The organism is Aporhodopirellula sallentina SM41, from assembly GCF_000346505.1.
Classification (GTDB): Bacteria; Planctomycetota; Planctomycetia; order Pirellulales; family Pirellulaceae; genus Rhodopirellula; species Rhodopirellula sallentina.
This window is the reverse complement of sequence record NZ_ANOH01000236.1, coordinates 1-26,369: the sequence shown is the minus strand read 5'-3', so window position 1 is coordinate 26,369 and position 26,369 is coordinate 1. Positions and strand designations below refer to the sequence as shown.

At 58.8% G+C, this 26,369-nt stretch carries 20 protein-coding genes; 10 read left to right on the top strand and 10 right to left on the bottom strand.

Features of this window, described 5'->3' with window-relative positions:
• Together RSSM_RS16285 and RSSM_RS16275 are read right to left on the bottom strand one after the other, a co-directional pair.
• The coding region (locus RSSM_RS16285) for a type IV pilus twitching motility protein PilT (protein WP_008680926.1) at nt 1-480 on the bottom strand (480 nt) is incomplete at its 3' end.
• Between the two features lie 998 nt (nt 481-1,478).
• The gene (locus tag RSSM_RS16275) at nt 1,479-3,239 is read right to left on the bottom strand and encodes a GspE/PulE family protein (protein ID WP_008680922.1); all 1,761 of its coding nucleotides are present in this window, start codon (nt 3,237-3,239) and stop codon (nt 1,479-1,481) included.
• Between the two features lie 785 nt (nt 3,240-4,024).
• Here RSSM_RS16275 and RSSM_RS16270 point away from each other — a divergent pair.
• On the top strand, nt 4,025-5,434 hold the full coding sequence (locus RSSM_RS16270; protein WP_008680920.1) for a glycerate kinase type-2 family protein: 1,410 nt from the start codon (nt 4,025-4,027) through the stop codon (nt 5,432-5,434).
• 206 nt (nt 5,435-5,640) lie between these two features.
• Here the strand turns inward: RSSM_RS16270 and RSSM_RS16265 are convergent, their stop codons facing one another.
• The 4 genes from RSSM_RS16265 to RSSM_RS16245 form a co-directional block, all read right to left on the bottom strand.
• Nucleotides 5,641-8,106 carry a protein kinase domain-containing protein gene (locus RSSM_RS16265; RefSeq protein WP_008680915.1) on the bottom strand — a complete coding sequence of 822 codons (2,466 nt, stop codon included), beginning with the start codon at nt 8,104-8,106 and terminating at the stop codon, nt 5,641-5,643.
• Nucleotides 8,107-8,451: 345 nt separating this feature from the next.
• The gene (locus RSSM_RS16255) at nt 8,452-8,781 is read right to left on the bottom strand and encodes a hypothetical protein (protein ID WP_008680913.1); all 330 of its coding nucleotides are present in this window, start codon (nt 8,779-8,781) and stop codon (nt 8,452-8,454) included.
• A 419-nt stretch (nt 8,782-9,200) separates the two neighbouring features.
• A complete protein-coding gene (locus RSSM_RS16250; protein WP_008680910.1) occupies nt 9,201-10,010 on the bottom strand; it encodes a site-2 protease family protein in 810 nt (269 codons plus the stop codon).
• A gap of 64 nt (nt 10,011-10,074) precedes the next feature.
• Nucleotides 10,075-12,180 (bottom strand): prolyl oligopeptidase family serine peptidase, encoded by a 2,106-nt coding sequence (locus tag RSSM_RS16245; protein WP_081613808.1) that lies wholly within the window; start codon nt 12,178-12,180, stop codon nt 10,075-10,077.
• Between the two features lie 410 nt (nt 12,181-12,590).
• Between RSSM_RS16245 and RSSM_RS31745 the strand changes: the two genes are divergently transcribed.
• Nucleotides 12,591-13,238, top strand: a complete 648-nt coding sequence (locus tag RSSM_RS31745) for a DUF4430 domain-containing protein (RefSeq protein WP_008680905.1) — start codon at nt 12,591-12,593, stop codon at nt 13,236-13,238.
• A gap of 80 nt (nt 13,239-13,318) precedes the next feature.
• On the opposite strand, the gene RSSM_RS16235 is transcribed toward RSSM_RS31745, so the two are convergent.
• Entirely contained in the window at nt 13,319-14,068 is a 750-nt protein-coding gene (locus RSSM_RS16235) for a thymidine kinase (RefSeq protein WP_008680903.1), read from the bottom strand.
• 96 nt (nt 14,069-14,164) lie between these two features.
• Between RSSM_RS16235 and RSSM_RS16230 the strand changes: the two genes are divergently transcribed.
• The 7 genes from RSSM_RS16230 (at nt 14,165) to RSSM_RS16200 (ending at nt 20,572) form a co-directional block, all read left to right on the top strand.
• Nucleotides 14,165-15,217, top strand: a complete 1,053-nt coding sequence (locus RSSM_RS16230) for a hypothetical protein (protein WP_044302749.1) — start codon at nt 14,165-14,167, stop codon at nt 15,215-15,217.
• Nucleotides 15,218-15,267: 50 nt separating this feature from the next.
• Nucleotides 15,268-15,951 carry a class I SAM-dependent methyltransferase gene (locus RSSM_RS16225; RefSeq protein ID WP_236621186.1) on the top strand — a complete coding sequence of 228 codons (684 nt, stop codon included), beginning with the start codon at nt 15,268-15,270 and terminating at the stop codon, nt 15,949-15,951.
• Nucleotides 15,952-16,211: 260 nt separating this feature from the next.
• The gene (locus RSSM_RS16220) at nt 16,212-16,580 is read left to right on the top strand and encodes a hypothetical protein (RefSeq protein WP_144059872.1); all 369 of its coding nucleotides are present in this window, start codon (nt 16,212-16,214) and stop codon (nt 16,578-16,580) included.
• A gap of 185 nt (nt 16,581-16,765) precedes the next feature.
• Nucleotides 16,766-17,845: a 3-isopropylmalate dehydrogenase gene (gene leuB, locus RSSM_RS16215; RefSeq protein ID WP_008680895.1), complete on the top strand. Its 1,080-nt coding sequence runs from the start codon at nt 16,766-16,768 to the stop codon at nt 17,843-17,845.
• A gap of 66 nt (nt 17,846-17,911) precedes the next feature.
• On the top strand, nt 17,912-18,874 hold the full coding sequence (locus RSSM_RS16210; protein ID WP_008680893.1) for a phosphatidate cytidylyltransferase: 963 nt from the start codon (nt 17,912-17,914) through the stop codon (nt 18,872-18,874).
• Between the two features lie 49 nt (nt 18,875-18,923).
• Complete coding sequence (locus tag RSSM_RS16205) at nt 18,924-19,445, top strand: NADPH-dependent FMN reductase (protein ID WP_008680891.1); 522 nt, start codon at nt 18,924-18,926, stop codon at nt 19,443-19,445.
• Nucleotides 19,445-20,572, top strand: a complete 1,128-nt coding sequence (locus RSSM_RS16200; RefSeq protein WP_008680889.1) for a glycosyltransferase — start codon at nt 19,445-19,447, stop codon at nt 20,570-20,572. Before RSSM_RS16205 ends, RSSM_RS16200 begins: the two co-directional genes overlap by 1 nt.
• A gap of 311 nt (nt 20,573-20,883) precedes the next feature.
• Here RSSM_RS16200 and RSSM_RS16195 read toward each other — a convergent pair whose 3' ends face one another.
• From RSSM_RS16195 to RSSM_RS16185, 3 genes are all read right to left on the bottom strand, one after another.
• Nucleotides 20,884-22,983, bottom strand: a complete 2,100-nt coding sequence (locus tag RSSM_RS16195; protein ID WP_044302744.1) for a hypothetical protein — start codon at nt 22,981-22,983, stop codon at nt 20,884-20,886.
• Between the two features lie 79 nt (nt 22,984-23,062).
• On the bottom strand, nt 23,063-24,925 hold the full coding sequence (locus RSSM_RS16190) for a hypothetical protein (protein ID WP_008680884.1): 1,863 nt from the start codon (nt 24,923-24,925) through the stop codon (nt 23,063-23,065).
• Nucleotides 24,922-25,641 (bottom strand): ABC transporter ATP-binding protein, encoded by a 720-nt coding sequence (locus RSSM_RS16185; protein WP_044302743.1) that lies wholly within the window; start codon nt 25,639-25,641, stop codon nt 24,922-24,924. The genes RSSM_RS16190 and RSSM_RS16185 overlap by 4 nt, the downstream gene beginning before the upstream one ends.
• A gap of 234 nt (nt 25,642-25,875) precedes the next feature.
• Between RSSM_RS16185 and RSSM_RS16180 the strand changes: the two genes are divergently transcribed.
• On the top strand, nt 25,876-26,369 hold a 494-nt coding region (locus RSSM_RS16180), incomplete at its 3' end, for an MFS transporter (protein WP_236621185.1).

The following is a 26,369-nucleotide window of genomic DNA, read 5'->3' as shown; positions in this document are numbered from 1 at the left end:
CGTGATGATGTGGTGGTCGACGGTTTCGTTGAGCAGGTTGATCAGGCTCGCCAGCGTCGTTGATTTACCCGAACCGGTCGGGCCGGTCACCAGGAACAGGCCCCGCGGGCGGTGAACCATCTTCACCACCGACTCGGGAAGTCCGAGTTGTTCGGGGGTGAGTTTGTCGTTGGGGATCTGCCGCAGCACCATCGAGATGAAGCCACGTTGCTTGAAAACCGAAACCCGGAATCGAGCGAGTTCGCCGAACGCGAACCCGAAGTCGGTCGAACCGGTCTCTTGAAGTTCCCGTTGGCACCGTTCAGGCGTGATGCTCTTCATCAGCCCCACGGCGTCTTCGGCTTCGAGCGTCTTCGTCTCGAGTTTCCGCATCCGGCCGTGCAGACGGAACACGGGCGGTTGTCCAACGACAATGTGGATATCGCTCACGCCCTGCTTCACAGCAGCTTGCAGCAGTTTGTCGATGAGAACCTGGGCCATGGCGTCCGCTAATTTGTAATGGTGGGGAAAACTGATTCGAAACGTGCCGCGTCACCGTCAATTCCGTGCCACCGTGATCGGAGTGGATCGCGTTGACCGAGTTCTATGGTGGGGTGAGTGCGGAGTGCTGGTCCAAGAACCATCAGTCGATCGGTGTTAGCCGCGATTGGCATGGGCAGCGATTCGGCCGGGCACTGATTGGCACGGGCAAATGGGGCTGCCGCCCAACGGCGGATTGATTGTCTGGGGTGCTCGGGGCGTTTCCTGGTTTCGGTTCAGATTGGTGTGGATGGGGAGAACAAGAACAGGGTTATCAAACAAGACGATTCACGCACGCGAGTTCACCACACACCGAAAACCACGACACGAGCATCGCCTGCTCCGGTGAACACGCGGAGAACGCGACGGCATCTGCCGGAACGGTGGTGGGAAGGATGCGTGTGCCAGCGGACGGCTCAATCGAGCCAGTTTGCTAGCAAACGTCGTTTCGGAATCAGGGGCGTCCGTTTGGAAGTCGCAAGAGATAAGTAGCCGAGTTGGTTGCTCGCGTAGGCGGTTTGGCCCGCGGGTATTCGCTCGTGCGATGCGGTTCGGAAACGGGTTGCACCTGTTGGGATAAAAAATGATTGCCAAAGGCTGGGTCAGGCAGATCGGAAGAAAAGGATAATTGGGGCGATCTGACGCTGGGAAAATAATGACCGGCTTGCGTGCCAGTTGCGAGCATTATCGTGAAACACCCGTGAAAAGGCAACGTTTTACTCGTTCCGTTGCGACTGACGCGTCATCGGGCGCCTCAAAGATCGCAGAACCGTTACGTTGGAAACGGGTTTCACGCACCCAGAGAGGGGGCGTTGCGAGCCAGTGGTTTTGATCTCGCGGGTTGGTGTCAGTTGGGCCACGCGAGGGGCTTTTGCTGTGTCGCGTTTTGGCACCGCTCGCGACGGCGGGACGCCAATCGCGAGGTGGCAGTGGTCGCCTCAGGGCGGGACCTGGGGCGGTTACAGCGAGGAGAGTTCTTTGGTGATGTGGTCGAGCGCCAGGTCTTCCTGTTCGGTCTGTTTTGCGACCCGGTAGACCTCTTCGAATGTGGTCACCCCGCGGATGACTTTCAGCATTCCATCGGCGTAAAGCGTTGACATTCCGTTCGCAATCGCTTCCTGGCGGACCTGTTTCGTTGTGCCGCCTTTGAACATCAGTTCACGCAGTTTTCCGTTGATCAGCATCAGTTCGTAGATGCCGATCCGGCCGCGGTACCCCGAGCGTCCACAGTAGGTGCATCCACGGCCTTTGCTGAACTCCGCTTGGGCGATCATCTCAGGTGGGAGTTGGGAATCCTTGAGCACGCTTTCGGATGGCTGGTACCGCACCTTGCAGCGGGGGCAGATGGTCCGCACGAGTCGCTGGGCGAGGACCGCGATGACGGAGCTGGCCACCATATAGGAGGGGACACCGATGTCCACCATCCGTGATATGGCACTGGGCGCATCGTTCGTGTGTAGCGTACTGAATACCAGGTGTCCAGTTAATGAGGCCTGGATTCCCATCGATGCGGTCTCGTGGTCTCGCATTTCACCGACGAGAATAATGTTCGGTGCCTGGCGGAGCATCGCCCGAATGATGCGGCTGAAGTCGAGTCCGATGCTGTGCCGCACTTCGACTTGGTTGATGCCCGGCAGGTAGTACTCGACGGGGTCTTCGGCGGTGATGATTTTTCGGTCGGGCCGGTTGAGGGCGTTGAGCGAGGCGTAGAGGGTGGTGGTTTTTCCGGACCCCGTCGGTCCGGTGACGAGGATGATCCCGTTTGGACGTTTGATCAGTGAGTTGAAATTGCGGAAGTCGCGTTCGGAGAGTCCGAGTTGCCGCGTGCCGACTTTGATGTTGTCCTTGTCGAGGAGCCGCATCACACAGGACTGGCCGTGGTTGGTCGGAATGATGCTGACGCGGAGGTCGAGCTGTTTGTCTCCGACGGTGATTTTGATCCGTCCGTCAGTGGGGCGTCGTTTCTCGGAGATGTCGATTTTGGAGAGGATTTTGATACGGGCGATGATGGCCGAGAGCATCCGGCGTGGGGCGGCTTCGCGTTGCACGCAGACGCCGTCAATTCGATAACGGATCCGGACACGGTCCTCGAAGGGCTCGACGTGGATGTCGCTGGCCCGCAACTGGACGGCTTCGGCGATCATCAGGTTGACCAGGCGGATGACGGGTGCGGAATCGTCGTCCATGTCTCCGTCATCGGACGCGTCTCCGCCGCTGTCGGTCTCGGTGAAGTCGATGGCCGTGTCGGTGAATTCCTGGAGCATCGAGTCAGCCGATTCCCCTTCGACCTGCCCGTAGTACTGGTTGATGGCCCCGTTGATGGCCTCTTTGGGGGCCAGGGCGGTTTCGATTTTGCGGTTGAGGATGAACCGCAGCTTTTCGATGGTTTCGAGGTCGAAGGGGTTGGAGATCAGGATGGTGAGTGCCCCGTCTTCTTCTTTGTAGGGCAAAACCATGTTTTCGCGGGCGACGGACTCGGGGACGAGTTCGATGACCGATTCGTTGATCCGGACGCTGCGAAGGTCGACGTAGGGGATTTTGTGGAATTTGGCGATCGCCTGGGCGACCTCTTCCGGGGTGGCGTACTCGAGTTTGACGAGGACGTCGCCGATTTCGGCTTTGGTGTTCCGCGAGACCTCCTCGGCTTCGGAAAGCTGGTCGAGGCTGATGACGCCCTCTTGGAGCAGGAGGTCGGTGAAGTCTTGCATCGTTTTGCTCATGGCGAGGTCCTTCGTCAGAAAAGAAGCGGTCTTGCGTTCCCTAGGATATCACGGGGGAGCGGGAATGACAGCTAATTGGTTGGTTGTTGGGGGATTGCGATTGGGGGATAGCCATTAGCTGTTAGCTGTTAGCTGTTAGCTGTTAGCTGTTAGCTGGTGGTTGGTGGTTGGTGGTTGGTGGTTGGTGGTTGGTTGGGAGGGCCTTTCTCCGAAGGAGGTCGTGCTTGTTTTTTTTACCGTCGCTTTGAGAGGGTGCGGGCCGCTTTGGGACGGGAGGGTTACGCGCTGGATTCGATGCTGAACCCCCCTTGCTTCGCTCGGCTCTCCCGATGGGGAGGTCGAGCGACGCTGTTCAGGCGTACGTGGGGGTGGGGGCCGGGCATGGGAAGCGGCGCGGATTGCCCTCCCCCAGAAAGCTCGCTGAACGCTCGCTCTCCAGGCCCTATCGCTGGGGGGCGATTGGTTAAGGGCAGCATTTGGTAGTGGAGAGGCGACGAGTCCCTTGCGTGGGGAAGGACTCGTCGCCTCGTCTACTACGGTTCAGGTCCTGGGCGAAGGACGCCTCGAAGAACGTCAGTAATAAAATCGACGTCCCGCGCGGGCGGGGTTCTGCGAGACGTCACGAACACAGCACTCAAAAACTGCACGGCCTCGGAGCGGGGCGAGCGTTTGTGGAGGTGGGGAGTTGTGTGTGGTATGTGTTTGGGGATGTCGGCGTCGACGGGGGCGGGGGCGATCGGGGATGTTGGCTGGGGTTTGTGATTTTGGGATGACGGGAGGTTTGGATGATGCGTGATCTTGCTCGTGACTCGCAAGCGATTTTTTCTGCGGGGGTGGATGCGGTTCGTGGCGAAACGCTGATGCGCGACTGCGTTCGGTTGGAATCGAGTGAACTGTTGCTGGGGGAGGTTGCAGTGGACCGCTCCTCGTTTGACCGGATCGTTCTGATCGGTGCGGGCAAGGCGTCTGGGGCGATGACGGTCGGCTTTGTGAAGCAGATTCGTGATTGCGAGAGAATGCTCGATCGGGCTGCTGCAGCCCCGCTATCGATTGTCGGGCATGTGAACGTTCCCGAGGGCTGCGACCAAATCCCTGCAAATATCGACTGGCCCGCCGGTTTGACCCTCTGTGCGGCTCGGCCGGCGGGGCTGAACGAGCCCACCGAAGCGTCGATTCGGGGGACTGACCGGATTTTGGAATGGGTTCACGGTGCCGGGGCGCGTGATTTGGTCGTCATGCTGCTCTCCGGAGGCGGCAGTGCGTTGTTATGCCGGCCGGTCGATGGCGTGAGTTTGCAGGAGAAGCTCGCGGTGATCCATCGCCTCAGTGGTGGCGGGGCCAATATCGCGGAGCTGAACACGGTCCGAAAGCACCTCAGCGAGGTCAAAGGCGGAGGGCTGGCCCGGCAGTGTTCCGGTGCCCAGATGGTGACGATGGTGTTGTCTGATGTGCTGGGGGATCCTCTCGATTTGATCGCGTCGGGGCCGACGGTCCGGGATTCGTCGTCTCGTGAGGACGCACTGCGGGTGCTCGCGAAGTACGACCCGGAGCAATCGTTGCCGGAATCGGTGTACCGGGTGCTGCAGTCGTCATCGACGCCGCACGGCGATGAGGCGGAGTATCCGATCACGGTGGTGGGGAACAACGCGGTCGCGGTGGATGCGGCGGGGATCGTCGCCGAGTCGCTGGGGTACAACCACGTGATGCAGTCGGCGAGGGAGAGCGAGGGGCTCGCCGAAGAGGTGGGCGAGCATCTGGCGCAGATGACGCTCGAGATGCTCTGTCGCGATCAGTCGCTGCATCGGCAAGATGCGTTGATCACTGGTGGCGAGCCGGTCGTTCGGCTCGCCGAGGCGTCCGTTCGCGGCAAGGGTGGCAGGAACCAGCAGTTGGTGTTGGCGGCGTATCGGTGGTTGCTGTCGCAGGGTTTGAGCGATGTTGAGTGGCAGCGATTGGTGATCTTGTCAGGTGGCAGTGACGGCGAGGACGGCCCGACGGACGCGGCGGGGGCATGGATCGATGGCGAGGTGCACCGGCGGGCGTTGGAGCTGGGTTTGTCGCCGGATGAGTTTCTCGAGCGGAATGATGCGTATCGATTTTTCGAGCAAGCCGGTGGTTTGTTGATGACCGGGCCGACGGGGACGAATGTGTGTGACGTTCGCGTGGCTTTGGTGGGGGATGGTGGTTCGTTGTAGGTGTGTGGGGCGTTGATTCCGCCGGGGCGAGCCCGGCGGAGATCCGGGGATTTTTGGGGGTGTTTTGTAGCTGTCAGTTGTGGCTCCGCCGGGACGAGCCCGGGCGGAAGCGTGGTGGGGCTGCCGCGAGTCTCGACTCGAGGGCTAATGGCTAATGGCTAATGGCTAATGGCTAATGGCTAAGAGCTAAGAGCTAAGACTGCTCGCTAGTCTCGGATGGAGGCGGCGTTTCTTTTTCGGGTCGAGAGTACTTCGCTCATCGTGTCCCAGTTCGTTTGCACGCATTGGTAGGCGGCGAACGCGGCGAGGAGCCCGACAAAGGTTGCGGCCACGGCGGAGGCGACGACGTACTTGGCGATCGTGTCTCGGGAGAGCAACAGTGCGAGGCCGAGCAGCGGGATACCGGCGGCGGCTAGCAGGAAACGCCCGCACCACTTTCGGATGTCGGCGTGTCGTTGGTCGAACTGCGGGTCTTGCATCGTTTTGCGGATCAGGCAGGGGTAGTAGACCTTCGACGTCATGACGACGAGCCCGAAGAAGGGGTAAACCGCTGCGACGCCGCCACAGATCAGGAGCGATCCGAAGAAGTGCCACGCGGCGACCGGCGGCAGGCTCGGTGAGCCGTTGACGAGCACGAGCGGGTACACGACCGCGGCGACCAACCACAGCATGCCTCCGATCCATGCGGCGCGGCGTCCGAGGTGCACGGTTCGATGGATGGATTCCGCGTCGGTGGATTGGCCCGCGCGGGCGTTCAGGATGGCCGAGGCGACGGGTTTGGCGGTCATGACCATCAGGATTCCGCCGAGCGGGAACGCGATCGAGTTGATTGCGTTGGCGAGCGAGAAGAACCGTGGTTTGAGTTCCGGATAACGGCCAATGATCTCGACGTAGTTGTAGAGAAAGTTAAAGCATCCCGCGGCAATGTTTGGCAGCAAGATGAACGTGGCGGCGATCAGCCATGGCGAAAAACGGCTGCACCGACCCGCCCACGAACGAGGTGCCGGGTCGAACAGTTTGGCAGCGTCGGGGTAAAGAGCCAAACGCAAACGGGCGCCGAGTTCGGCTGCGCTTTGTGGGCGGTTGCTCGGATCGAATTCGATCGCTTGGCGGAGGACTTGTTCGAGAACACGCTGCGAACCTGTCGTGTTCTCGTCGCTCTTGGTCCATCGCCCACGGCGGTCTTTGGCGTCGGTGGTCGGCGACGGGGTTGCGGCGAAAGCGGGGGCGTTCTTTCGTCGTTCGCGGTGTCGTTCGAACCAGCCTCTACCTCGCATCGGTGAGGGTTCGTCGGAGAACGGTCGTTGTCCTTGCCAGAGTTCCCACAGGAGCACTCCGGTTGCATAGACATCGGCGAGTGCACCGACGTTGAGGTGTTGCGAACGTTGTGACGATACGTCGCAGACGGCGTGCTCGACCGCGCTGATTTGTTCCGGTGCCATGTACGCGAGCGAACCGCCGATCGAACGTGACACATCGTTGGCTGTGTTGCTGCGATTCGCGTTGCTGTTGGTGTCATGATCCGGCGATGCCGAGGTGTTTTGGTCATCGTCGTCGTCGTCGCGATCACTATCGGTTTGGTTTCGTGGGTCGGTGTTGGTGGTTGATGCCGGAACGCTGGCGCTGACGTTGAAGTCAGCGAGTCGCGGCAAGCCTTCGGCGGACAAGAGAACGTTTGCGGGTTTCACGTCGCGGTGATAGACGCCTTGGTTGTGTGCGGCTTGGAGTGCGTTGCCCAAATGGACGCCGATCCATGAAACGACGATAGGCCATGACGATGAGGCGATCCATTCACGCACCGATGAATGTTCAGGGACCTGTTGCGATGCGTTGAGGAGTTGTTCGTCGATGCTGTCGAGGAGTATCTGCCCGGTCGGTTCGCGAGGTGCTTCCGAAGGCGAGGAATCTTGCGCGAGTGTTTGTCGAAATTTGCGAACACGTGCAACCGCACCGGCGAGTGTTCCGCCGGGAAGGTATTGCATGTACAGCAAGTGCGCGTTGTGTCCGGGCAGTCGACGTTGGTCGAAGACACGAACGATGCCCGGGTGGTCGAGTCGAGCGAGTGTGCGTGATTCTTCGGCATCGCTTTCATCGAAATGCGAACCTGCGGAGATCTTCAACGCAACAAGGCGTCGCATGGGAACTTGTTGTGCGAGATAGACGCACGCGAAGGCGCCTTGGCCGAGTGGTGCGATGATTCGAAACTCGTCGACACGGCAACCAGGTGGCAGTGATGCGGGGAAGCGATCGTCGGAAATGTTGCCTGCTGAGTGATCGTTCGAAGTCGCTTTGTCGCGGCGCGAGTCCCTCGCCGGTGTGTCGCGCGCTGCGATCTCGATTGCCGCACGCATTTGCGCGTCGTGATCGTGACCGTGTCCGTGCGGTAGGGTTTGGTCGACGTCATGGCCTGGTGCGGCCGGTGCGGAATGCATCGGTTCGACACAGGTCGCCTCGGGGGATGGCGGGTCTCGATGCGGTGTGTCGGGGTTGTCTGCGTTCGGGGTTTGCGAAGGGATTCTGTGCGCGTCGAACCGTGGGGTGAGGATCGTTTCGTCGCAATCGTCGCTGCAGTCGTCGTTGCGATCGTCGTTGCGATCGTCGTTGCGATCGTCATCGCAACGGTGGTCCGTTGGGTCGGGCGGGTTGGTATGGGAGGGGGGAGGTTTTTTCATGGATCGCCGTGCCGTACAGGGCATCGATGGGGGCGATTTGAGACGAGCGAGTGTGGCTCAGCGGTTGCGTCGTTCGGTCATCGTCTTCGGGTGCGACGTGGTATCGAAATGCGTCGATCGTTGTCCGGTGGCGGCGATCGTCGTTGCACGGGTGGGGTTGGGTGTCCGTGGTGCGTTCGAACGGTGTATGTCGGGCCGATCGCGGTGGTGTTTCACCCTAGGTTATCACTCGTTTTCTGCGATGCGGGCACAAAAAAAGCCACGTTTGACCGGATTCGGGCTCGCGTGGCTTGGCAAATGGATTGTCGGAGTCCCTCGTTGCGGAGGGTAACCGTGGAAGAGCGTCTAGCGACGCTTTTTCTTAGCAACCTTCTTCTTGACTGCCTTTTTCTTAGTCGCTTTCTTACGAGTGGACTTCTTGACAGCCTTCTTCGAAGCTTTCTTAGAAGCCTTCTTCTTCGTAGCTTTTTTCTTGGTTGCCTTCTTCTTGGTAGCCTTCTTAGTGGCGCGTTTCTTCACCGACTTTTTGGCTGCCCGTTTCTTGACGCTCTTCTTGACGCTTTTTTTAGCGCCTGTTGCTTTTTTCTTGGCCACAACTTCCTCCGCGAGAAAGAAAATGGTTGATGAGTCATTGTGACTTTGCAAGACCTTTGGATGATCCAATCGGTTGACCACGAAGGTCGCTCGATCGTTTCATCGAAGTGCTTTGAAAGCCACCGGCCACGGCTCATCAACACAAGTTGGTAGTCACTCCCGCGTGCTTCGATGTTCCACATCGACCATGCAAGCAAAAGCAACCGTTAACACACTAGCGCGTAACTGTACGCGCTTCCACAAATTCCGCAACATCTTTTTCTAAAAAAGCGGTTGCGTTAGCAAAGATTTTTGCTACGAGGAATCCGTTTTGCAACCACACGTGTTGATTTTGAACGTTGGCTACATCGATCCATTGTCGGTCATGTTCGACGTCCGAGTTGAATCAATACGTGTGTTGTCATGATCATTGCAACGCATGGCGGTGTTGCTTCTATGAAAAACAACGTTGTCGATGCAACGTAGATGCGATCAACAGACGACGTTGCTGCGTGTTGCGTTTAACGATACGGACTCTGCATCATCTGGTAATTGCCAAAGCCCAACGAGAGAAACAGCAAGCCCATGATCGGTGCTCCGCCTTGTGTTAATGCGTAGAACGCGACCGCACCGGCGCTCACCATGCTGATCCACAGCCATGTGTCACCACGATCACCGCTCATCAACACGAGCGAACGCATGACGCGACCACCGTCGAGTGGGAATACGGGCACTAAATTCAACAGCGCCCAAAGGACACTTGGGAACACGTAAAAGAAAATGGTGGCGTTCAAACCGATGCTGGTGACCGGTTTGCCAGGGAACCAACTCACGAGACGATCGAGCGGCCAAGGCATCGCGTAAAACGCTGTGACTTCGTAGCCCATTGCGGTGATCGCGCCTGCAAAGATGAATGCGGATGCGAGTTGAGCCACCGGACCGGCCAATGCGATCACTAAATCGGATATTTCATTGGATCGATGTGACGAAAACGAGTCCGCAAACCCTCTTCCGTCGCTGCGCATGGAGGACGGGATGGCTAAGCCGCCGAAGTGATACAGCACGATCGAACTTTCGCGTCCGTAGAAGCGAAATGCGAACGCGTGGCCGAGTTCGTGAATTAAAATGGACACGAACAAGCAAGCGGTCCACAAAAACAGCAGCGGAAAGATACCTGGGCTGAGTCCCTTGGCAGCATCATCGATCGACGACGCGAAACTGTGTCCGATCACAACGGCACCCAACCAGAACGTCCATGCGATGCGGATCGGGAAACCGAACAGCATGAAGTGCAGGTCGTAGGGGGAATCATCGGGTGCTTGAAGGAACATGAGCGGCGTGAACGCGTGAGTGGATCGGGCGAATGATGCTGGTGGTGTTCGCAGCGAGAAGGGATTACTGCAAGTTTTCGATCAGGAACGACCAGAGGTCGGCGTACTCGTCGATCTTTTTGCTCGTTGGTGTTCCTGCGCCGTGTCCGGCACGTGTTTCAATGCGGATCAGGGTTGGGTTGTCGCACGATTGTGCGGCTTGCAGTGCGGCGGCGAATTTGAAGCTGTGTCCGGGAACGACTCGGTCATCTCGGTCCGCGGTTGTGACCAGTGTTGCGGGATAGCAGGTTCCTGGTTTCAAATTGTGCAATGGGCTGTACGAAAGCAGGTTGTCGATTTGGTCTTCTTCGTCACTGCTGCCGTATTCGGTTGCCCATGCCCAGCCGATCGTGAATTTGTGATAGCGCAGCATGTCCATCACACCGACGGCGGGTAAACAGGCGCCGAATAGGTCTGGACGCTGGGTCATGACGGCACCGACGAGCAGTCCGCCGTTGCTGCCTCCACGGATCGCAAGTTTATCCGAACGTGTGATGCCGGTGTTGATCAGGTACTCTGCCGATGCGATGAAGTCGTCGAAGACGTTTTGTTTCTTCAGACGCATGCCGTCTTCGTGCCACGCACTGCCGTATTCACCACCGCCGCGTAAGTTGGCGACCGCGTAGACTCCGCCGCTGTCAAGCCATGCGGCAACGGCGGGTGAGTACGACGGAGTCAACGAGATGTTGAACCCGCCGTAGGCGTACAACAGTGTGCGGTTGCTTGCGTCGTTTTTTGAATCGCGATGACGCGTGATCAGGATCGGTACGCGGGTCCCGTCTTTGCTTTCGCAGAAGACCTGTTCGGTTACGTAATCGTTGACGTTGAATGGGACTTCGGGACGCAGCCACAGTTCGCTTTCGCCGGTCGCGACATTCACTCGGTGGATGCTAGGTGGGGTGACGTAGTTGCTGAACGAGAAGAACGTTTCTGTCGCGTCGGATCGTCCGCCAAAGCCGCTCGCGGAACCTTTCCCGGGCAGCGTGACATCGTCGATTCGTTGACCCTCTCGTGAGTAGCGAACGATTTTGCTGAGCGCGTCACTGAGGTAGCTCGCGTAGATCGTGTCACCCAACAAGGAAACGTCCTCGAGCGTGTCGTCGGTTTCGCCGATGATGGACGTCCACGTTGAGCGGTCGACTTCGTGCATCGCGTCGGGATCCGAAAGATGATCGGCCACGTCAATCGCGATCACACGTCGACGCGGTGCGTCGAGGTCGGTCAGGAAGTACAGCGTTGATTCGACCGCGGCGACAAAGCGGTAGTCGGCATCGAACCCAGTGATGATGGGACGAACCGGTGCGTCGTCGTTTTGCAAATCGCGAAGGAAGATTTGTGTTTTGGGTTCGGTGCCTTTCCAGTTTTCGATCACGAGGTAGCGTTCGTTTTCGGTCACGCTCGGTGAGAAGCCCCACTGTGGTTCGTCAGGACGCGAGTAGACCAAGACGTCTTCGGATTGCGGCGTGCCGAGACGATGCAGATAGAGCATCTGGTTTTCGTTTGTGCCGGTCAGTTCTTCGCCTTCGACCGGTTCGGCGTAGCGAGCGTAGTAGAAGCCGTCGCTGTTGGGCGTCCATGCGACGCCACTGAATTTGGACCACTTCACGACGTCATCGGTGTCTTCACCGGTTTCGGCGTTGCGGACGTGCCAGGTTCGCCAATCGCTGCCGCCGTCGGCGATCGAATAGGCGAGCAGTTTCCCGTCGTCGCTCGGACGCCAGGAGCCCAACGCGACGGTTCCGTCTTCGCTGAGTGTGTTGGGGTCGATCAAGACCGTTCGTTTCTCGCTGAGTTGATCCGATGCGATGTCGGCGGGGGCCGTGTACAGGATGCTTTGGTTTTGCAATCCGTCGTTGTGCGAGAAGAAGTAACGGTCGCCGCGACGAACGGGGAGACCGGTTCGCGAGTAGTTCCAAAGTTGTTCGAGTTTGTCACGCATCGGTTTGCGTGAAGGGAGTTTGTCGAGGTAGGCCTGAGTGACTTTGTTTTGCTGGCTGACCCAAGCGGCGGTTTCTTCGCTTTCGACGTCTTCGAGCCAGCGATAGGGATCGGCGACGGTGCGTCCGTGGTAGTCATCGGTCACGTCCACGGTCGCGGTTTGCGGGTATTGGATCGGTGCGTTTTTTGTCATGGCGGGGGTGGCCGATTGACCGTGCGTGTGATGAAGAGGAAGTGCGGCACAGAGGAGCAGGACCCAAAGCGCCGTCAATGACACCGCCCAACGGGACAACGGTGTCGCCGGTTGATGTCTTTGTGGTCGTCTCGGTTGCGAACGATCAAACAGCGAGTCGGTCATGTTCATCGAAGGGAAAGGAGGGAGAGGTGGGCAGCGTTAAGAGATAGGCAGGTCGAAAGCGGGGCAACGCCGAGAGGTGCGTGGGGTTTCAGCCGTCTTGGATGCCTCGTGTGGGTAGTAGATACTAAGCGTTTGGGCCCGGATAACAAGATGAACCAAGACGCCATGGTCCCGCCATGCGTTGGCTCCTCGTTTCACTTTCTCGTTAATGCCCGTTTCACTTTCTCGTTAATGGATGATCGTCGATGAATTCGTCACCGCTTCGTGTTGCTTTCGGTCGTTTGGTTTCACCTTCGGCGCCGCAGGCCGAGATTCGTCAATGGATAACGTGTTGGGGATTGGTGGCGTTGTGCGTGGGGGCGATCACGCTGAGTGGATGTCGCGCTCAAACAACCACGCAGTCTGCCGACGATGCCGAGACGACGGATGTTGCCGGTGAAACGATCGGTTCGGTGACGGTGACGATTGTCAATTCGGACAAAACGGCGAGTGACGAATCGGCAGAGGCGCGTGAGCCGTTGTTTGAAAAGAGTTTCGATGTCGGTGAAGGAACAACGCTCGAATCGGTGATGAAGAAGATCGAAAACCCGGGCGTGGTGATCTCCGGCAGCGGAGTGACGGCGTTCGTCCAAAGTATCGGCGGCGTGGAGACCAATGCGGAACGCGGTTGGACCTATACCATCGACGGTGAGTTCGCGACCGAGGGGATCGGTTCAACCGAATTGAAGCCGGGGCAGACTGTTCGTTGGCGTTTCACCTCGTTCGAAGAAGCCATGGCAGATGGAGATAAGGCTGACGCAGACAAGGCTGACGAAGGCAAGGCAGATGAAGGCGACGCAGATGAAGGCGACGAGGTTGACGCGTCCGAAGCCTCGGGCGACGGTGGCGAATAAGAAGAGGGGTTCGTTTCACCGATAGCCGGCGGCGATTATCGGTGGAAGAGTGATCGGCGGGGCAGCTTTCGGATCGGTTCTCAATCGATTAGCGGGAGTTCGTCGTCGCTGCGTTCGGACATGCCTTGTTTGAAATGTTGCCGGCAGACGGATACGTAGCGATCGTTGCCGCCGATTTGAATTTGGCTGCCGTCTTTGATTGTTTTTCCTTCGGCGTCGATGCGGAGCACCATCGTGGCTTTGCGTCCGCAGTGGCAGATGGTTTTGATCTCAACGAGACTGTCTGCCCACGCGAGCAACGCTTCGCTGCCTTCGAACAGGTTGCCTTGGAAGTCGGTGCGGAGTCCGTAGGCGAGAACCGGTGTGTTGTGCCAGTCACAGATGTCGCTGAGTTGACGAACCTGAGCCCGGGTGAGGAATTGGGCTTCGTCGACCAACACACAGTGCAACGACGAAGTCGGTAGTGACGAAGATGGCTGTGACGAAGATGGCTGTGACGATGGAGGGGGAGGCGACGAAGCAGTCTCGGCGGTGTTGTCGGTTTCGCCGAGTGGGGCGAGTTCCCCGGCACGTACCTCTTCCCCGGCACGTATCTCGCCGGCAAGGAAGTTCTCAAAGACGACGTTGAGGTTGTCTGAGGGCGTGAACGTCACCGAGTCCGATGCGATGCCGATTCGCGACGCCACTTTGCCTGAGCCGAAACGGGTGTCGAATTCGGGGGAGAGGATCAGCGTGTTCATTCCCCGTTCGCGATAGTTGTAGCTCGACTGCAGCAGCATGGTTGACTTGCCTGCGTTCATCGCGGAGTAATAGAAGTAGAGTTTGGCCATGACGTTGACAAGAGCGGAGGTCGGATGCACGGGCAATGATACCCCGAAGCGTTTTCAATGGAACGCGTCGCCAGAGCAATGTTGGATTCCAGAGAAATGTTGAACCACGACGGGGATCATCAGAAACAACCGGGGGAGCGCGAGACGCCGAGTTCACGCGTTCCGGTGGCGGCGTTGCTGAGCGTGTTGTCTCTCGACGCGGTGTTGGTTGCCGCCGCGTGGCAGCAGTTGTTGATGCGTAGTTTCTGTCAGCGGTCGGCGAGTTGGCCGGAGATGATCGCGCTTTCGACCACGGTGTGGCTGATTTATGTAGCGGATCGTTTGCTCGATGCGTCACGGTTGGATCGCAGTCGACCGCACACTCTGCGACACGCTTTCTATCTACGGCATCGGCGGTTGTTTTTCGCGGCGTGGGTGGCAGTGCTGCTGGCGGACACGTTCGTGGTGGTTCGATTTTTGTCACCCGAGGTGCTGCGGAGTGGTTTGGTGCTAGCCGCGGCGGTGTTGGTTTACGGTGCGGGGGTTCACTTTCCCTCGTCATTGGTCGAGCGCAATCTCGCGACCGATCGCAATCCCGCGACCCGTCGCAAGTTCGCGTCAAAGGGGTTTCGAAGAGAGCGGCGAACCATCCCGAAGGAGTTTCGCGTGGGGGTGTTGTTTGCGTTGGGGGTTTCGTTGACGGCGTGGGCGGATCGTGTGTTTGTCGCAGAGACGGTTGGTGATGGTGCGACGTTGTTGTCGCTCGGGGCGGCGACGGTTGGGATGGCGATTTTGTTCTGTGTGAATTGCGTGTTGGTGGCGCGGTATGAGAGGTATCTCGACGAAGCCCAGTCGTTTGCTTCGATTGCGACGCGTTCGGAGAACGGGGTGACACGGTTGATGAACCGGTCGTTGGGTGTGTTTGCGTTTGTGATCGCGTTGCCGATCGCGGCGTTGCTGGGCGTACCGACTCCGGTCGGGGCGGCGATTCTGATTGCCGCGATGGGGTTGGCGGTGATCGCAATCGCGGCGGGGGATCATGAAACTCGGCGATCGTCGGTGAATCGCAATCAGGGGGCGATGCTCGCCAACACGATCTTTGACGTGCGCGGTGTGTGGGTCGACGCGGTGTTGTGGACGCCGCCGGCGGTGATCTTGTGTTGCGTTTGAAACGTGACGGCCGGTCGCGTTCTCGCCGAGGCTACGATCGGTTGGCGCCGATGTATCAAACGATCGAACGGTTGGCGTTCGGTGGTCAATTGCAGCGTGGGCGGGCAGCGCTTGTAGGTGATCTGCCGAAATGGGATCAGTTGTTGTTGATGGGGGATGGAGACGGAAGGTTGCTCGAGCGGTTGTGTGCTCACGCTCGGTATGCTGTCGATGCTCGCTGTGCTGTCGATGAGCGGGGCACTGTTGATGGGGAGGCGAAGCCGGTGGGGAGTTTGCACGCTGGCTGTATCACCAGCGTGGATCAGAGCGAAGCGATGTTGCGACGCCAGCGTCACCGGGTGGAAGCCATGGATGCGGCCCGGCACGTCGACTTTGTTTGCGCCGATGCACTGGAGTGGACGCCTCCGCGTGGCGTTTACGATGTGTTGGTGTTGCCGTTCTTCCTTGACTGTTTTCGTCGTGATGAGTTGGAACGAAAGCTGCCGGATTGGATTGCCGGTTTGCGTGAAGGTGGCGTCGTTTACTACGTCGATTTCTGTTTGCCCGAGAAGGGATGGCAGCGATGGAGGGCGCGGTTGCTGTTGTGGACGATGCATCAGTTCTTTCGGTTGCAAACCGGGTTGCAGAACCGGAGGCTCGCCGAGGTCAGGGATCTGTTTGCCGAGTCGGGATTGCGATTGAGCAAGGAGCACATCAGCGGAGGAGGCATGATCACCACCGAGTTGTGGTGTTGATTGCGTGGTAGCTGGCTTCGCTATTGGTTGGCCGATTGGGGTTGGCCGTTTGCGGGGGTATTTCTTTGCCGGTTAGGCGATTCGGTTTGTCGGCTACGCATTTCTGCTGCTGACTCGCGCACCGCCGTCTGGCGAATTGGTATGCTGGGGGTGTCGGCGGGCTCTGGCGAGTAGGAGTCTTTCGCGAACGCGTTCGGTTGTTTTTATCTGTCACCCGCGTCGATCATTGGATTGGCGTCCTTCTCCCAAAGGAAAAACTGATGAGTGTTCCTCCAAGCAATCCCTACGGTGCTCCCACGGCAGCCTCATCGACGGACGCGTTTTCGCGCGGGCAGATGCGTTCGCTGCGGCTCAAGCGGGTCGACCCCTTGTCGTGTGGGAAGATGCTGGGGGCTTTGTATGTGTTTATCGGCTTGGTCGTGGCGGTGTTCTTCGTGTTCCTGGCATTGGTGGGGGCTGCGGGGGCCGGCGATAACGTCGCTGCGGGGATGGTGGGAGGTCTCATTGGTGCGATTTTGATGCCGCTGTTTTACGGTGTGATGGGGTTCATCGGCGGGGTGATCATGGCCTTCCTGTACAACTTGTGTGCGGGGGTGATTGGCGGGATCGAGATGCAGTTCGAAGAGTAGATGCGATTGGGAAACCCGGCATGGGAACGAGTGTGCGGCGAGTACGCCGCGTCGTGTGAGCTTACGGGTGGTTTGTCTCGATGCCGGTTTGTCCGGATGAGTGCACCCTGGGGCAAGCGATGAGATTCGGCTAATCTGGGGCGTTTTCGTAACCCGTCTGACTCTCGCATTCACGTCCTTCCCCCATGAAACACTCCATCGTCTTGCTTCCCGGTGACGGGATTGGTCCGGAAATTGTCGAACAAGCCCGCCTGGTTTTGGTGGCGATCGCGGAACGTTTCGGCCACGAATTCACGTTCAGTTCGCAGCAGATCGGCGGTATCGCGATCGACGAGACCGGCGACCCGCTGCCTCAAGCGACGGTGGATGCGTGTCGTTCGGCGTCAGCGATTTTGCTAGGTGCGGTTGGCGGACCGAAGTGGGATGACCCGTCGGCGAAGACACGTCCCGAAGCCGGGTTGTTGCGGATCCGAAAGGAGTTGGGCCTGTTTGCTAATTTGCGGCCGATCAAACTGTTCGACCAACTCGCTGACGCCTCGCCGTTGCGGGCGGACATCGTCAAGGGAACCGATATTCTGTTCTTCCGTGAACTGACCGGCGGGATCTACTTTGGCGAGTCGGGCAGTTCGGGCGAAGGAGAGGACGAGACCGCGTTCCAGTCGATGACGTATTCGCGATCGGAAGTGAAGCGGATCGTACGGATGGCGGCGCAGGCGGCGCGAGGTCGTTCGAACCGATTGACCAGTGTCGATAAAGCAAACGTGCTCGAACCGAGTCGTTTGTGGCGACGCGTGGCGGCGGAAGTGATGGCCGAAGAATTCCCCGATGTGAACTACGACGTGGTTCTCGTTGATGCGATGGCGATGCACCTGATCAATCGGCCTGCTGATTTTGATGTGGTCGTGACGGGGAACATGTTTGGTGACATTTTGACTGATGAAGCGTCGATGTTGCCGGGGTCGTTGGGAATGCTGCCGAGTGCGTCGCTCGGTGAGTCGGGACCGGGACTGTATGAGCCGATTCACGGCAGTGCGCCGGACATCGCAGGCAAGGGAGTTGCAAACCCGTTGGCAACGATTCTCGCTGCGGCGATGATGCTGCGTCATTCGATGTCGCTCAACGAGGAAGCCGATCTGATCGAGGCAGCGGTTGCTGAGGTTCTCGCCGATGGGTTGCGGACGTCGGACCTCGCCCGTGGCGATTCGGAATCGGCGGTCGGTACTGAAGCGATGGGCGCGGCCGTGGTCGCTAAGATTGCCAAGTAAGAGCGACTGTGTGATCGTTTCGGTTTCCAGTTGATTTCAAACACTCGTAAAGGTGCCTGAAACAGCGTGCCCGATTTCTCCACCTATCTGTTGATCGCCGTCATCCTGGCGGCGTTGTTAATCGCGACCATCGTCGGTGTGGTGATGGGGCGGAGCAACACGCCGGGAACCGATGCGGCGTTGATCAAACGTTACCAATCGAAGATTCGCGTTTGGTGGACGATGGTCGCGGTATTCGTGATCGGTTCGTTGACCGGGCGGATCGGGTTGGTCGTGTTGTTCGCGTTCGTATCCTTTTGGGCGTTGCGCGAATTCATCTCGATGACGCCGACGCGGCGAGGGGATCACCGGACGCTGTTTTGGATCTTTTTTGTCTTCACGCCGATGCAGTACATCCTGATCGGTTTGGGCAGTCAGAATTACGAGTTCTATACGATCGTGATTCCGGTGTACGCGAGTTTGTTCATTCCTGCCCGGGCAGCGATCGCGGGTGACGCCAAGCGGTTCTTGGAACGTTGCGCGAAGATCCAGTACGGGTTGCTGATCTGTGTGTACTGTCTCTCGCATGCTCCGGCGCTTTTGTACCTGGAGCTGGTCCGCACGGGCGGTGAAAAGTGGGACGGCAGCGCGACGAACCTGTTGATGTTTTTCGTTTTGATCGCGCAGTTGTCACTGACGCTCGAGCGGGTTTGGAGTCGTTGGATCGGTTCGCACGTGATCGCGCCGGACATCAACGGGTCGCGGACGTGGGAAGGCGTGCTCGGATCGATCATGACGACGGGGGTCATCGCCGCGTTGCTCCGTTGGGCGACGCCGTTTTTTTGGTGGGAGGCGTTGTTGATGGGGGTTGTCGTGACGATCATGGCCAGTGTCGGTACGTTGACGATGAGCGCGATCAAACGTGATCGAGGTGTGACGGACACGGGCACGCTCGTTCAAGGTCACGCGGGCGTCTTGGACCAGATCGACAACATTTGTTTTGCCGCACCTATCTTCTATCATGTGACGCGGTTTTTCTTCACCGCGTGAGTGTCCATTTCGTAGCATTCCATTTTCCTCTTTCGGTCACGTTCTCGACATGCATTTGATCATTAGCTCTTCGCTCCATCCGACCAGCCGCAGTCGTATCTTGGCGAGAGAGGTTCGTGCCCGGTTGGAGGATCAGGGGCGAGAGGTCACCGTTTTCGATTTGTCGCAGCGGGTTCTGCCACCGTGTGACGGTGCGACCGCGTACGGTGACCAAGAGGTTATCGCGTTGAGCGGGTTGCTTCGCGAGGCGGAGTCGGTATTCGTTGCGTCGCCGGTCTACAACTACGACGTCAACGCGGCGATCAAGAACGCCGTCGAGTTGACCGGGAAAGCATGGACGGGGAAAGTCGTGGCGTTAATGTTGGCCGCCGGTGGGCAAGGCAGTTACATGTCGGTGATGGGGCTCGCGAACAGTTTGATGCTGGATTTTCGCTGCATGATCGTGCCCCGATTCGTTTACGCGACGGGCGAAAACTTCGAAGGCGATCAGTTGGCCGATGAAGACATTGCCGGACGCGTGGATCAATTGGTGGAAGAAACGCTCCGTATCTCGGACGCGTTGGCGACTTAATGCAGGTTGACCTGGTCATCACCGAACTCGATGTCGGAGGTGCCGAGCGGGCGTTGACCCGGTTGGCGATCGGGCTTCAGGAACGCGGTGATGACGTTCGGGTGTTTTCCCTGGGATCGCTTCCACAGGAAGACCGGCCAGGCGATGGGAAAGATCAACTGTTGCATTCGCTGTTGGAACACAACGTTAACGTCGCCAGTGGCGACGGGGCCGGTGCTGCCCAATTGCCATCGGTTTATCGGAAGTTGAAACGATGGTTGGCGGAGCGTCCGGACGCGGTCCGGCAGAGTTTTCTCTTTCACGCCAATGTCCTGACCGGTTATGCGATCGGTGCTCGGAAAAAGGGGGCAGGCGATGGAGCTTGGGTTGGTGGCGTTCGCGTGGCGGATCCGAATCGGTTGCGAATACTTGCCGAGGGGATGGCCCTGCGGAAGGCGGATCATGTCGTGTGCGTCAGTGAGGCGGTGCGTGCGTTTTCGCAGACCCGGTACCGAGTGCCAGGAACTCGACTCAGCGTGATCGCCAACAGCGTCGAGACGCAGCGGTTTCGTGACGCGGTCCAGTTTGATTGGAGTCAACTCGGATGGCCACCCGAGTCGCGGGTCGCGTTGTTCGTCGGGCGTTTGCACGAGCAGAAAAATCTCGCTTTGTTGCAGCGTACGGTCGACCGGTTCGTCGATCGGCCGGAGCGGAAGCTCGTCATTGCCGGAGGTGGGCCGCAGCGTGAAGCTCTCACGCGTTGGGCTGAACAGGTCGGTCACGATCGAGTTCGTGTGCTGCCATGGCAACCCGATGTCGCTCCTCTGATCGCGGCGTGCCGCGTTTTTGTCTTGCCGAGTCACTACGAGGGGATGCCCAACGTCGTGCTCGAGGCGATGGCGGCGGGCAAGCCGGTGGTGTGCAGCCGCGTCGAGGGGAGCGATGAACTGATTGGCGACGATGCCGAGCAAGGTTTTGAGCCGAACAACGACGTCGAGTTCGTCCAGAAAGTTGATCGGTTTCTCGAAGATGCAGGCTTGGCCGATCGAGTCGGGTTGGCGAACCGAGGTCGCATGGAGACCGACTTTTCGGTGCAGAGAATGGTAGACGCCTATCGTGATCTTTACGGACGGTTGCTTGAGTCGTAATGCGTTTTCAAGAAGCATTTGGCCGGAGCCAGCCAAGGCTGGAAGGGATTGTGGGGTGCCGAAAATCTCGGCGATTTTCGCTACGGGGGATGCTTGTAGGCCGGACCGAGCGTAGCGCTGTTCGGGCAGGAGACGCCTTGCGATTGCCGGAGCTGCGTCGCGAGGCTCCTTGATCCGGCCTACTTTGCGATGGGAATTGGGAAGCCTGGCGTAGCCGGAGTCGCCAAGACTTCGGGTGTGTGACAAGTTTGAATTCTCGCGAATTTAGCTACGGCGATCGGTCACGTCACCGTCCTGATAACCGATCGGGGTCACTCCCATTCGAATTCGAACGTTCGTCCTGGGATTTGCTGGCCGTTTTGATGGGCGATCGCTCGCAGTCGCACGGTGCCACGGCCGACCGTTTCCGGGGTGAGTTCGATGCGACCCGCGGCGGAGTCGACGTTCGCGACAACGCGGCCGAGGTGAACGATGTCGATCTTTTCCGCGTCTGGGCTTTCGACAAACAGGGTCAGTTCATCATGCTTGTCTTTGCGGAGTCGTTCGAGACGCGGGAGACGGTCGGAGTCGCCGAAGACGACTTCTTCACGGAAGCTGATCTTCGGTTCGGTGGGGTGATTGCCGATCAAGACGATTCGGAAATCGATTGCGCCGCGAAGGTTTTCGGGAAGGTTCAATCTGGCATCGGCGAGCGGTCGCGAGCGATTGGCGAGTTTCCCTTCGATGTAAATCTCCATCTCTTTCGTCGGGGTGCTCATCGGGGTATCCGGGAGTGTTTGCCAACGGACCGTCACGGCTGGTGTGTTGGTTGATCCCTTATCGGGCGCGTTGGCCTCGACGTTGGCTGTTGTCTCTGCCACGTCGTTTGCTTTGATCGAGACAAAGTCGTTGGGGGCGCGGGCGAACGGTTGGCAGACCGGGTCACCGACGATCAGCATTTGATAAGGGGACTGCAGTGTCAGGTAGAACGCTTCGATCGCGGAGACACCTTCGTAGTAAAACGGATAGATCATCGCGGTCGGGAATTTTGGTTGCAACGAATACGGTTCGGCGACCGCGCCGGAGCTGATCGCTGCGCCGGCGTGAAGGATTTCGGTGAGTTTGGTTTGGGAGCGAGAACCGAACACGCCGCCAAGCGAGGTGAGGTTTTCAGCGAGAGCACCTCGAACGAAGGACCAGTTTCGGCTGGAAAGCGGTAGCGTCGCTGCGCCGAGCATCATGCCGACGTACCGGCGTCGGTCTTTGGGCAGCGAAGACGAAAAAATCTCGACATTCTGATCACGCGACAACAGCCAGGCGATCGCGTCGGGTGTGCCGCCGAAGCGGGTGGTCGAACGGACGTCGCTCGTTTTGGAGAAACCGAACGTTGCCGAGGGATAACTGCGGTCCGCCTTGGCGGCTCGCTCGAGCACCTCGATTGCTTGCGGCAAGGTGCTGCCGTTTTTATGGATGACCGCCAACACGCAGGAGAGCATGTAGGTCATCGCGCCCCGTTTGGCCGAAGCGGGGTGACCGTTGGTGGTCCAACCGACCGAAGAGGAGAACGCGATCGGGCCTTGCCAAGCGACGGGGACGTCCTGCAGGCGATCGAGCAGACGTTTCCTCGCCGGGGATAGTTCGCCTTCATCTGGGCTGAACATTTGGCGAAGCGGATCGGTTTCGGTCAACTGCCTCCGGTTGATCCAACCGTGCCGAACGGCCTCGCCGATTTGTTCGAACGCTTTCGCTTCGTTGCCCGCACGCAGCCAATTCTCGGCAGCGAGGATGCTCAGCGGGTGCAGCGTCGGGTACTCGTTTGAAAGAGATTCAAACTTCTCGGCGGCCTTGGCGAAGTCTTCTGCTTTGGCTGCGTCCGATGCGGATTGGAACGATTCGCCGGGTTCGCCCCCGAAGGGATTGATGAAGTGTCGTTCAAAACGACCGCGGGCGTAAAAGTTCGATGCCCACCCGAGGTACAGATGCGAATCGCTGAGGACCCAGCGGTAGAAATACGTGAGTGAGTTGATCGACGCGGTCGGCTTCTGGTATTTCTTTTGAGCTTCGTCGGTGAGTTTGCGGGTATGCGATCCGATCGAAACGGAGGTTGGAAAGCCCGCCGAGTAAGCGATCAGTTGAATCTGCGGCGCGAGACCTCGCTGGTCGAGCGTTTTGAGAATCGGCCGCAGAATACGGTCGCGAAAAACATCCAAACTGATCGTCAGTCCGGACGGCACGTCGTCGAGAAGGATCACGTTGCCGGCGGGGATCTCTCGCAGGGAAACGTAATGATTGGCGATCGTTAACGAATCGACGGATGATGCGTTGACGATCAACGCAACGTTCTCGCCGGAGAGTCCTGCATGCGTATGCTGCGATGAAAACACCGCACCGAACAGAATCGCGATCAGGATCAAAAGGGGGCGTGCGTGCATGGATGATTCGATCGTCGAGGAGGACGTCCTTCGGTCGGAACGTGGGCCGAACAGCGATCCGTCACGCTATTGTATCGGCTCAGTCGGGCGGAGTGTCGAACGCGGGATCGAACCGTTTCCAGCATCTAACCAAGACAGCGAATGCGGCCAACGCGACAGACCAGCATCCGATCAGGCTGCCGACGAAGGCGACCGGGATCACGACCGCGGCGGGAAGGACTTGGTGGCAAGCGGTGATCCACAGGAACAGCAGCACGGGCACGAATGCGAGCACGATGCCTTTCCAAAGGAACGTGATCTTGGCGCGAATCACCATCGCGATTCCCTGTTCATGGATCGGGTGAGGGAACGCGAGGAACAAGGAGTTTTCGACCGCAAAGGTGAGCAACGCCAACGCCGGGAAGGCGAGTGCCAACCAACCGACCTGCACCAACGAAACACTGGCGATGATCGCGGCGATCGCCAACGTGATCCACTGAAACAAAATGGTGATTGCGACGGGGACAGACAGCATTCCCGCGCACATCTCGGTCGACGTTAGGGGGAACGAACGCAACAGACACATCCGTTTGAGGTCGCGGCGAAAGTCAATCTGTAACGCGGGCGGTGCGAGCAACAGCGAACTCAGGGCGATGCCGCCGATGACAAAGATCCATTGCTTGGCGACTTGGCCGGCAAGACCGTTTGATGGCATCAACAATGGTGACAGCGAGACCGCCATCGGGATCGCAAAACTGACAATGACGTTGACTTGGTAGCGACGGATGCAATGGAGTTGCCGGGTAACGATCGCTCCGACGGGCCACCGCATCAGTGGGTTGTGCTTTTGCGAACGAGATTGCGAGCGGGTTTCAGCGATGGAGGCGGTGTCTGCGATCGCGCCGTTGGGTTGTGCCAATGCGGCTCTGAGTTCATCGCCGGATGACTCGGGCTTCGCGTTCCAATTCCGAAGTTGGGTTTGTTCATCATTATGACGCCGCTCAATCGCCCAGTCGTCCAAACGGATGAGAACGTATCCGAGTAACGCGATCGCGACGAGCGACGTGAGCAACAGAACGGCGCCGTGCAGCGGTATCAATCCGGCAGGAATGATCGTCGTCCACGGCCACATCGGTTCGCTGACGGCGAGATGCGAGGCCGGTTGCAGGGGCAACGCGAGGCACTGCACGGCGTCTCCGGAGGCAAACATAGCGACTTCACCGATCGCGGTCGCCATGTACATCGCGGGATCGCCTCCGGGAGGCGCGTTGTTGATCGTTTGCAGGCCGAGTGCGACGACCAATGCGAGTGCGATGACGAGGCTGGCGGCTCGCAGGGTTTTCTTTTCGCGACGGTTCATTGCGTCGATAACATGGCTGACGATCCGCCGCATCCATTCGAGTGTGAACAATGCGAGAAACACACCCAGCCACAGGCAAAAGACGTTGGGGACGTCACGCCAAATCACGACGCAAAGCAACATAGACTTCATCAACGTTGCCGGCACGACGCGGGCGATATCATGCAGCACGACAAAGCGGCGTGGCATCGGACCACCGCCGATCCACAACGCCATGGCTGGTGTCGTGACAACGCAGGTCGGGGCGTCGGCGGGCCGCGTCGACCATAGGTATTTGATCGAGTGGTAGATCGTGTACAGCACCATGCCGCCGGACAACCACAGTTGCAGACGGGACGGATCGACGACCTCACGACGCGACAGGATCGTGAACCCGGCGAGGACGTAGAGCAGCACGAAGGCGATCGCGAGTATCGATGCGACGGCTTGTCGAGGCGAACGCAACCGATTCCAGAAACGCTGCAGCCGGTAGGTAACGCGGATGACTTCGAGATGCCAGATCGTTTCGAGCGGGTGTTTCCACGTGGAGCCCTCCGCGGATCCTGCCAAGGAACGTGGCGTTGAGACAGACTTCTCGAGCGAAGAGGAGTATGCGGTGCTCATCCGACGACCGTCATGGCTGCAAAGAACGCTTGTTCGAGCGATTCGGCTTGTGGGAACGAGGCTCGGAGTGCGGTGGTGGCGCCGTGGTATCGAACGGTTCCGCCGTGCATCATCCATACCTGATCGCAAACGTCGCCGATCATCGCCAGCAAGTGGCTGCTGATGATGACAGTGTTGCCACGACCGGCGTACTGGGTGATCGAGTCCAACAGCGTGCGGATTCCCGGCGGGTCCAGACCGGTGAGCGGTTCGTCGAGAAGCAGGACGGGAGGTTCGATCAGATAGGCGCACGCGATCGCGAGTTTTTGCCGCATGCCACGCGAGAGCGACGTAACGGCTGAATCGTATTTGCGCAGCAGCTCAAATCGTTCGAGCAGATCGTAGGCGCGTCGGCGGTGGTCGGCGATGCGATAGAGCTGCGCGACGAAGTCGAGGTGTTGTCCGACCGAAAGGTCATCAAAGAGCGGTGGGTCGTCGGGAACGTAGGCGACGTTGCGTTTCAGTTCGACCTGATCCTCGATCGGACACAGTCCGTGAACCCGTATCTCGCCCGCAGTGGGGCGGATTAAGCCTGCAAGGCAGCGTAATGTGGTGGTTTTTCCGGCGCCATTGGGGCCGACTAGCCCACAAACCACCCCAGCGGGAATTGAGATGCTGATGTCCTTGACGGCGAGTGTGTCGTCGTAGAGTTTTTGAAGATGGGTGATCTCAATCATCACACTGGATCATTCGCATGAAAGCACGGGATTCGGTGGCTAGGGTTGTCTGCTTGCAACGCTACAACACCGGGGCATGCAATCTCGCAATCACTCCGAACAGGGCGTCGGTGGATCCGGATAATTGCGGTGACCGTTCCTGTTGTGCCGACAACAACGTTTGTTCGGACTTTGTTTCCACTTAACCACGTTTCCTCTTAACCGCGTTTCCTCTTAACCACACGTCTGCCTTTTTTGTCTACTCCCTCACGCACACTACCGAATCCCACACGCAGCGATGTCAGCACGATACCGACGCCGGTTCGGCGTGGGCAAACGATCGCCCCAGCGGGCGGACGGGATGATGGTGCGCCGCAAGTGCTCGCCAGAGATGAGGCTGCCGAGAGTAGCGGTTCGGCCGTTGTCGGTAGTGAATCGGGAACGCTTGAGAAGAAACCGACTCCGGTCCGCAAGGCGGCGTTTTGGGAACCGCTGCGGTTGCCGCTGTTTCGATTCTTTTGGATCGCATCGCTCGCTTCCAACCTGGGTACGTGGATCCACGAGGTCGGTGCAGGTTGGTTGATGACGACGTTGCAGGGCAGTCCGGAGATGGTCGCGGCGGTTCGCACGTCGATGTCGTTGCCGATCGTGGTCCTGGCGATACCGGCGGGGGTTCTCGCGGATCGGATCGACAAGCGTCGTTTGTTGATGGCGACGCAGATGTTGCTCTTCGGTGTGACGGCGACACT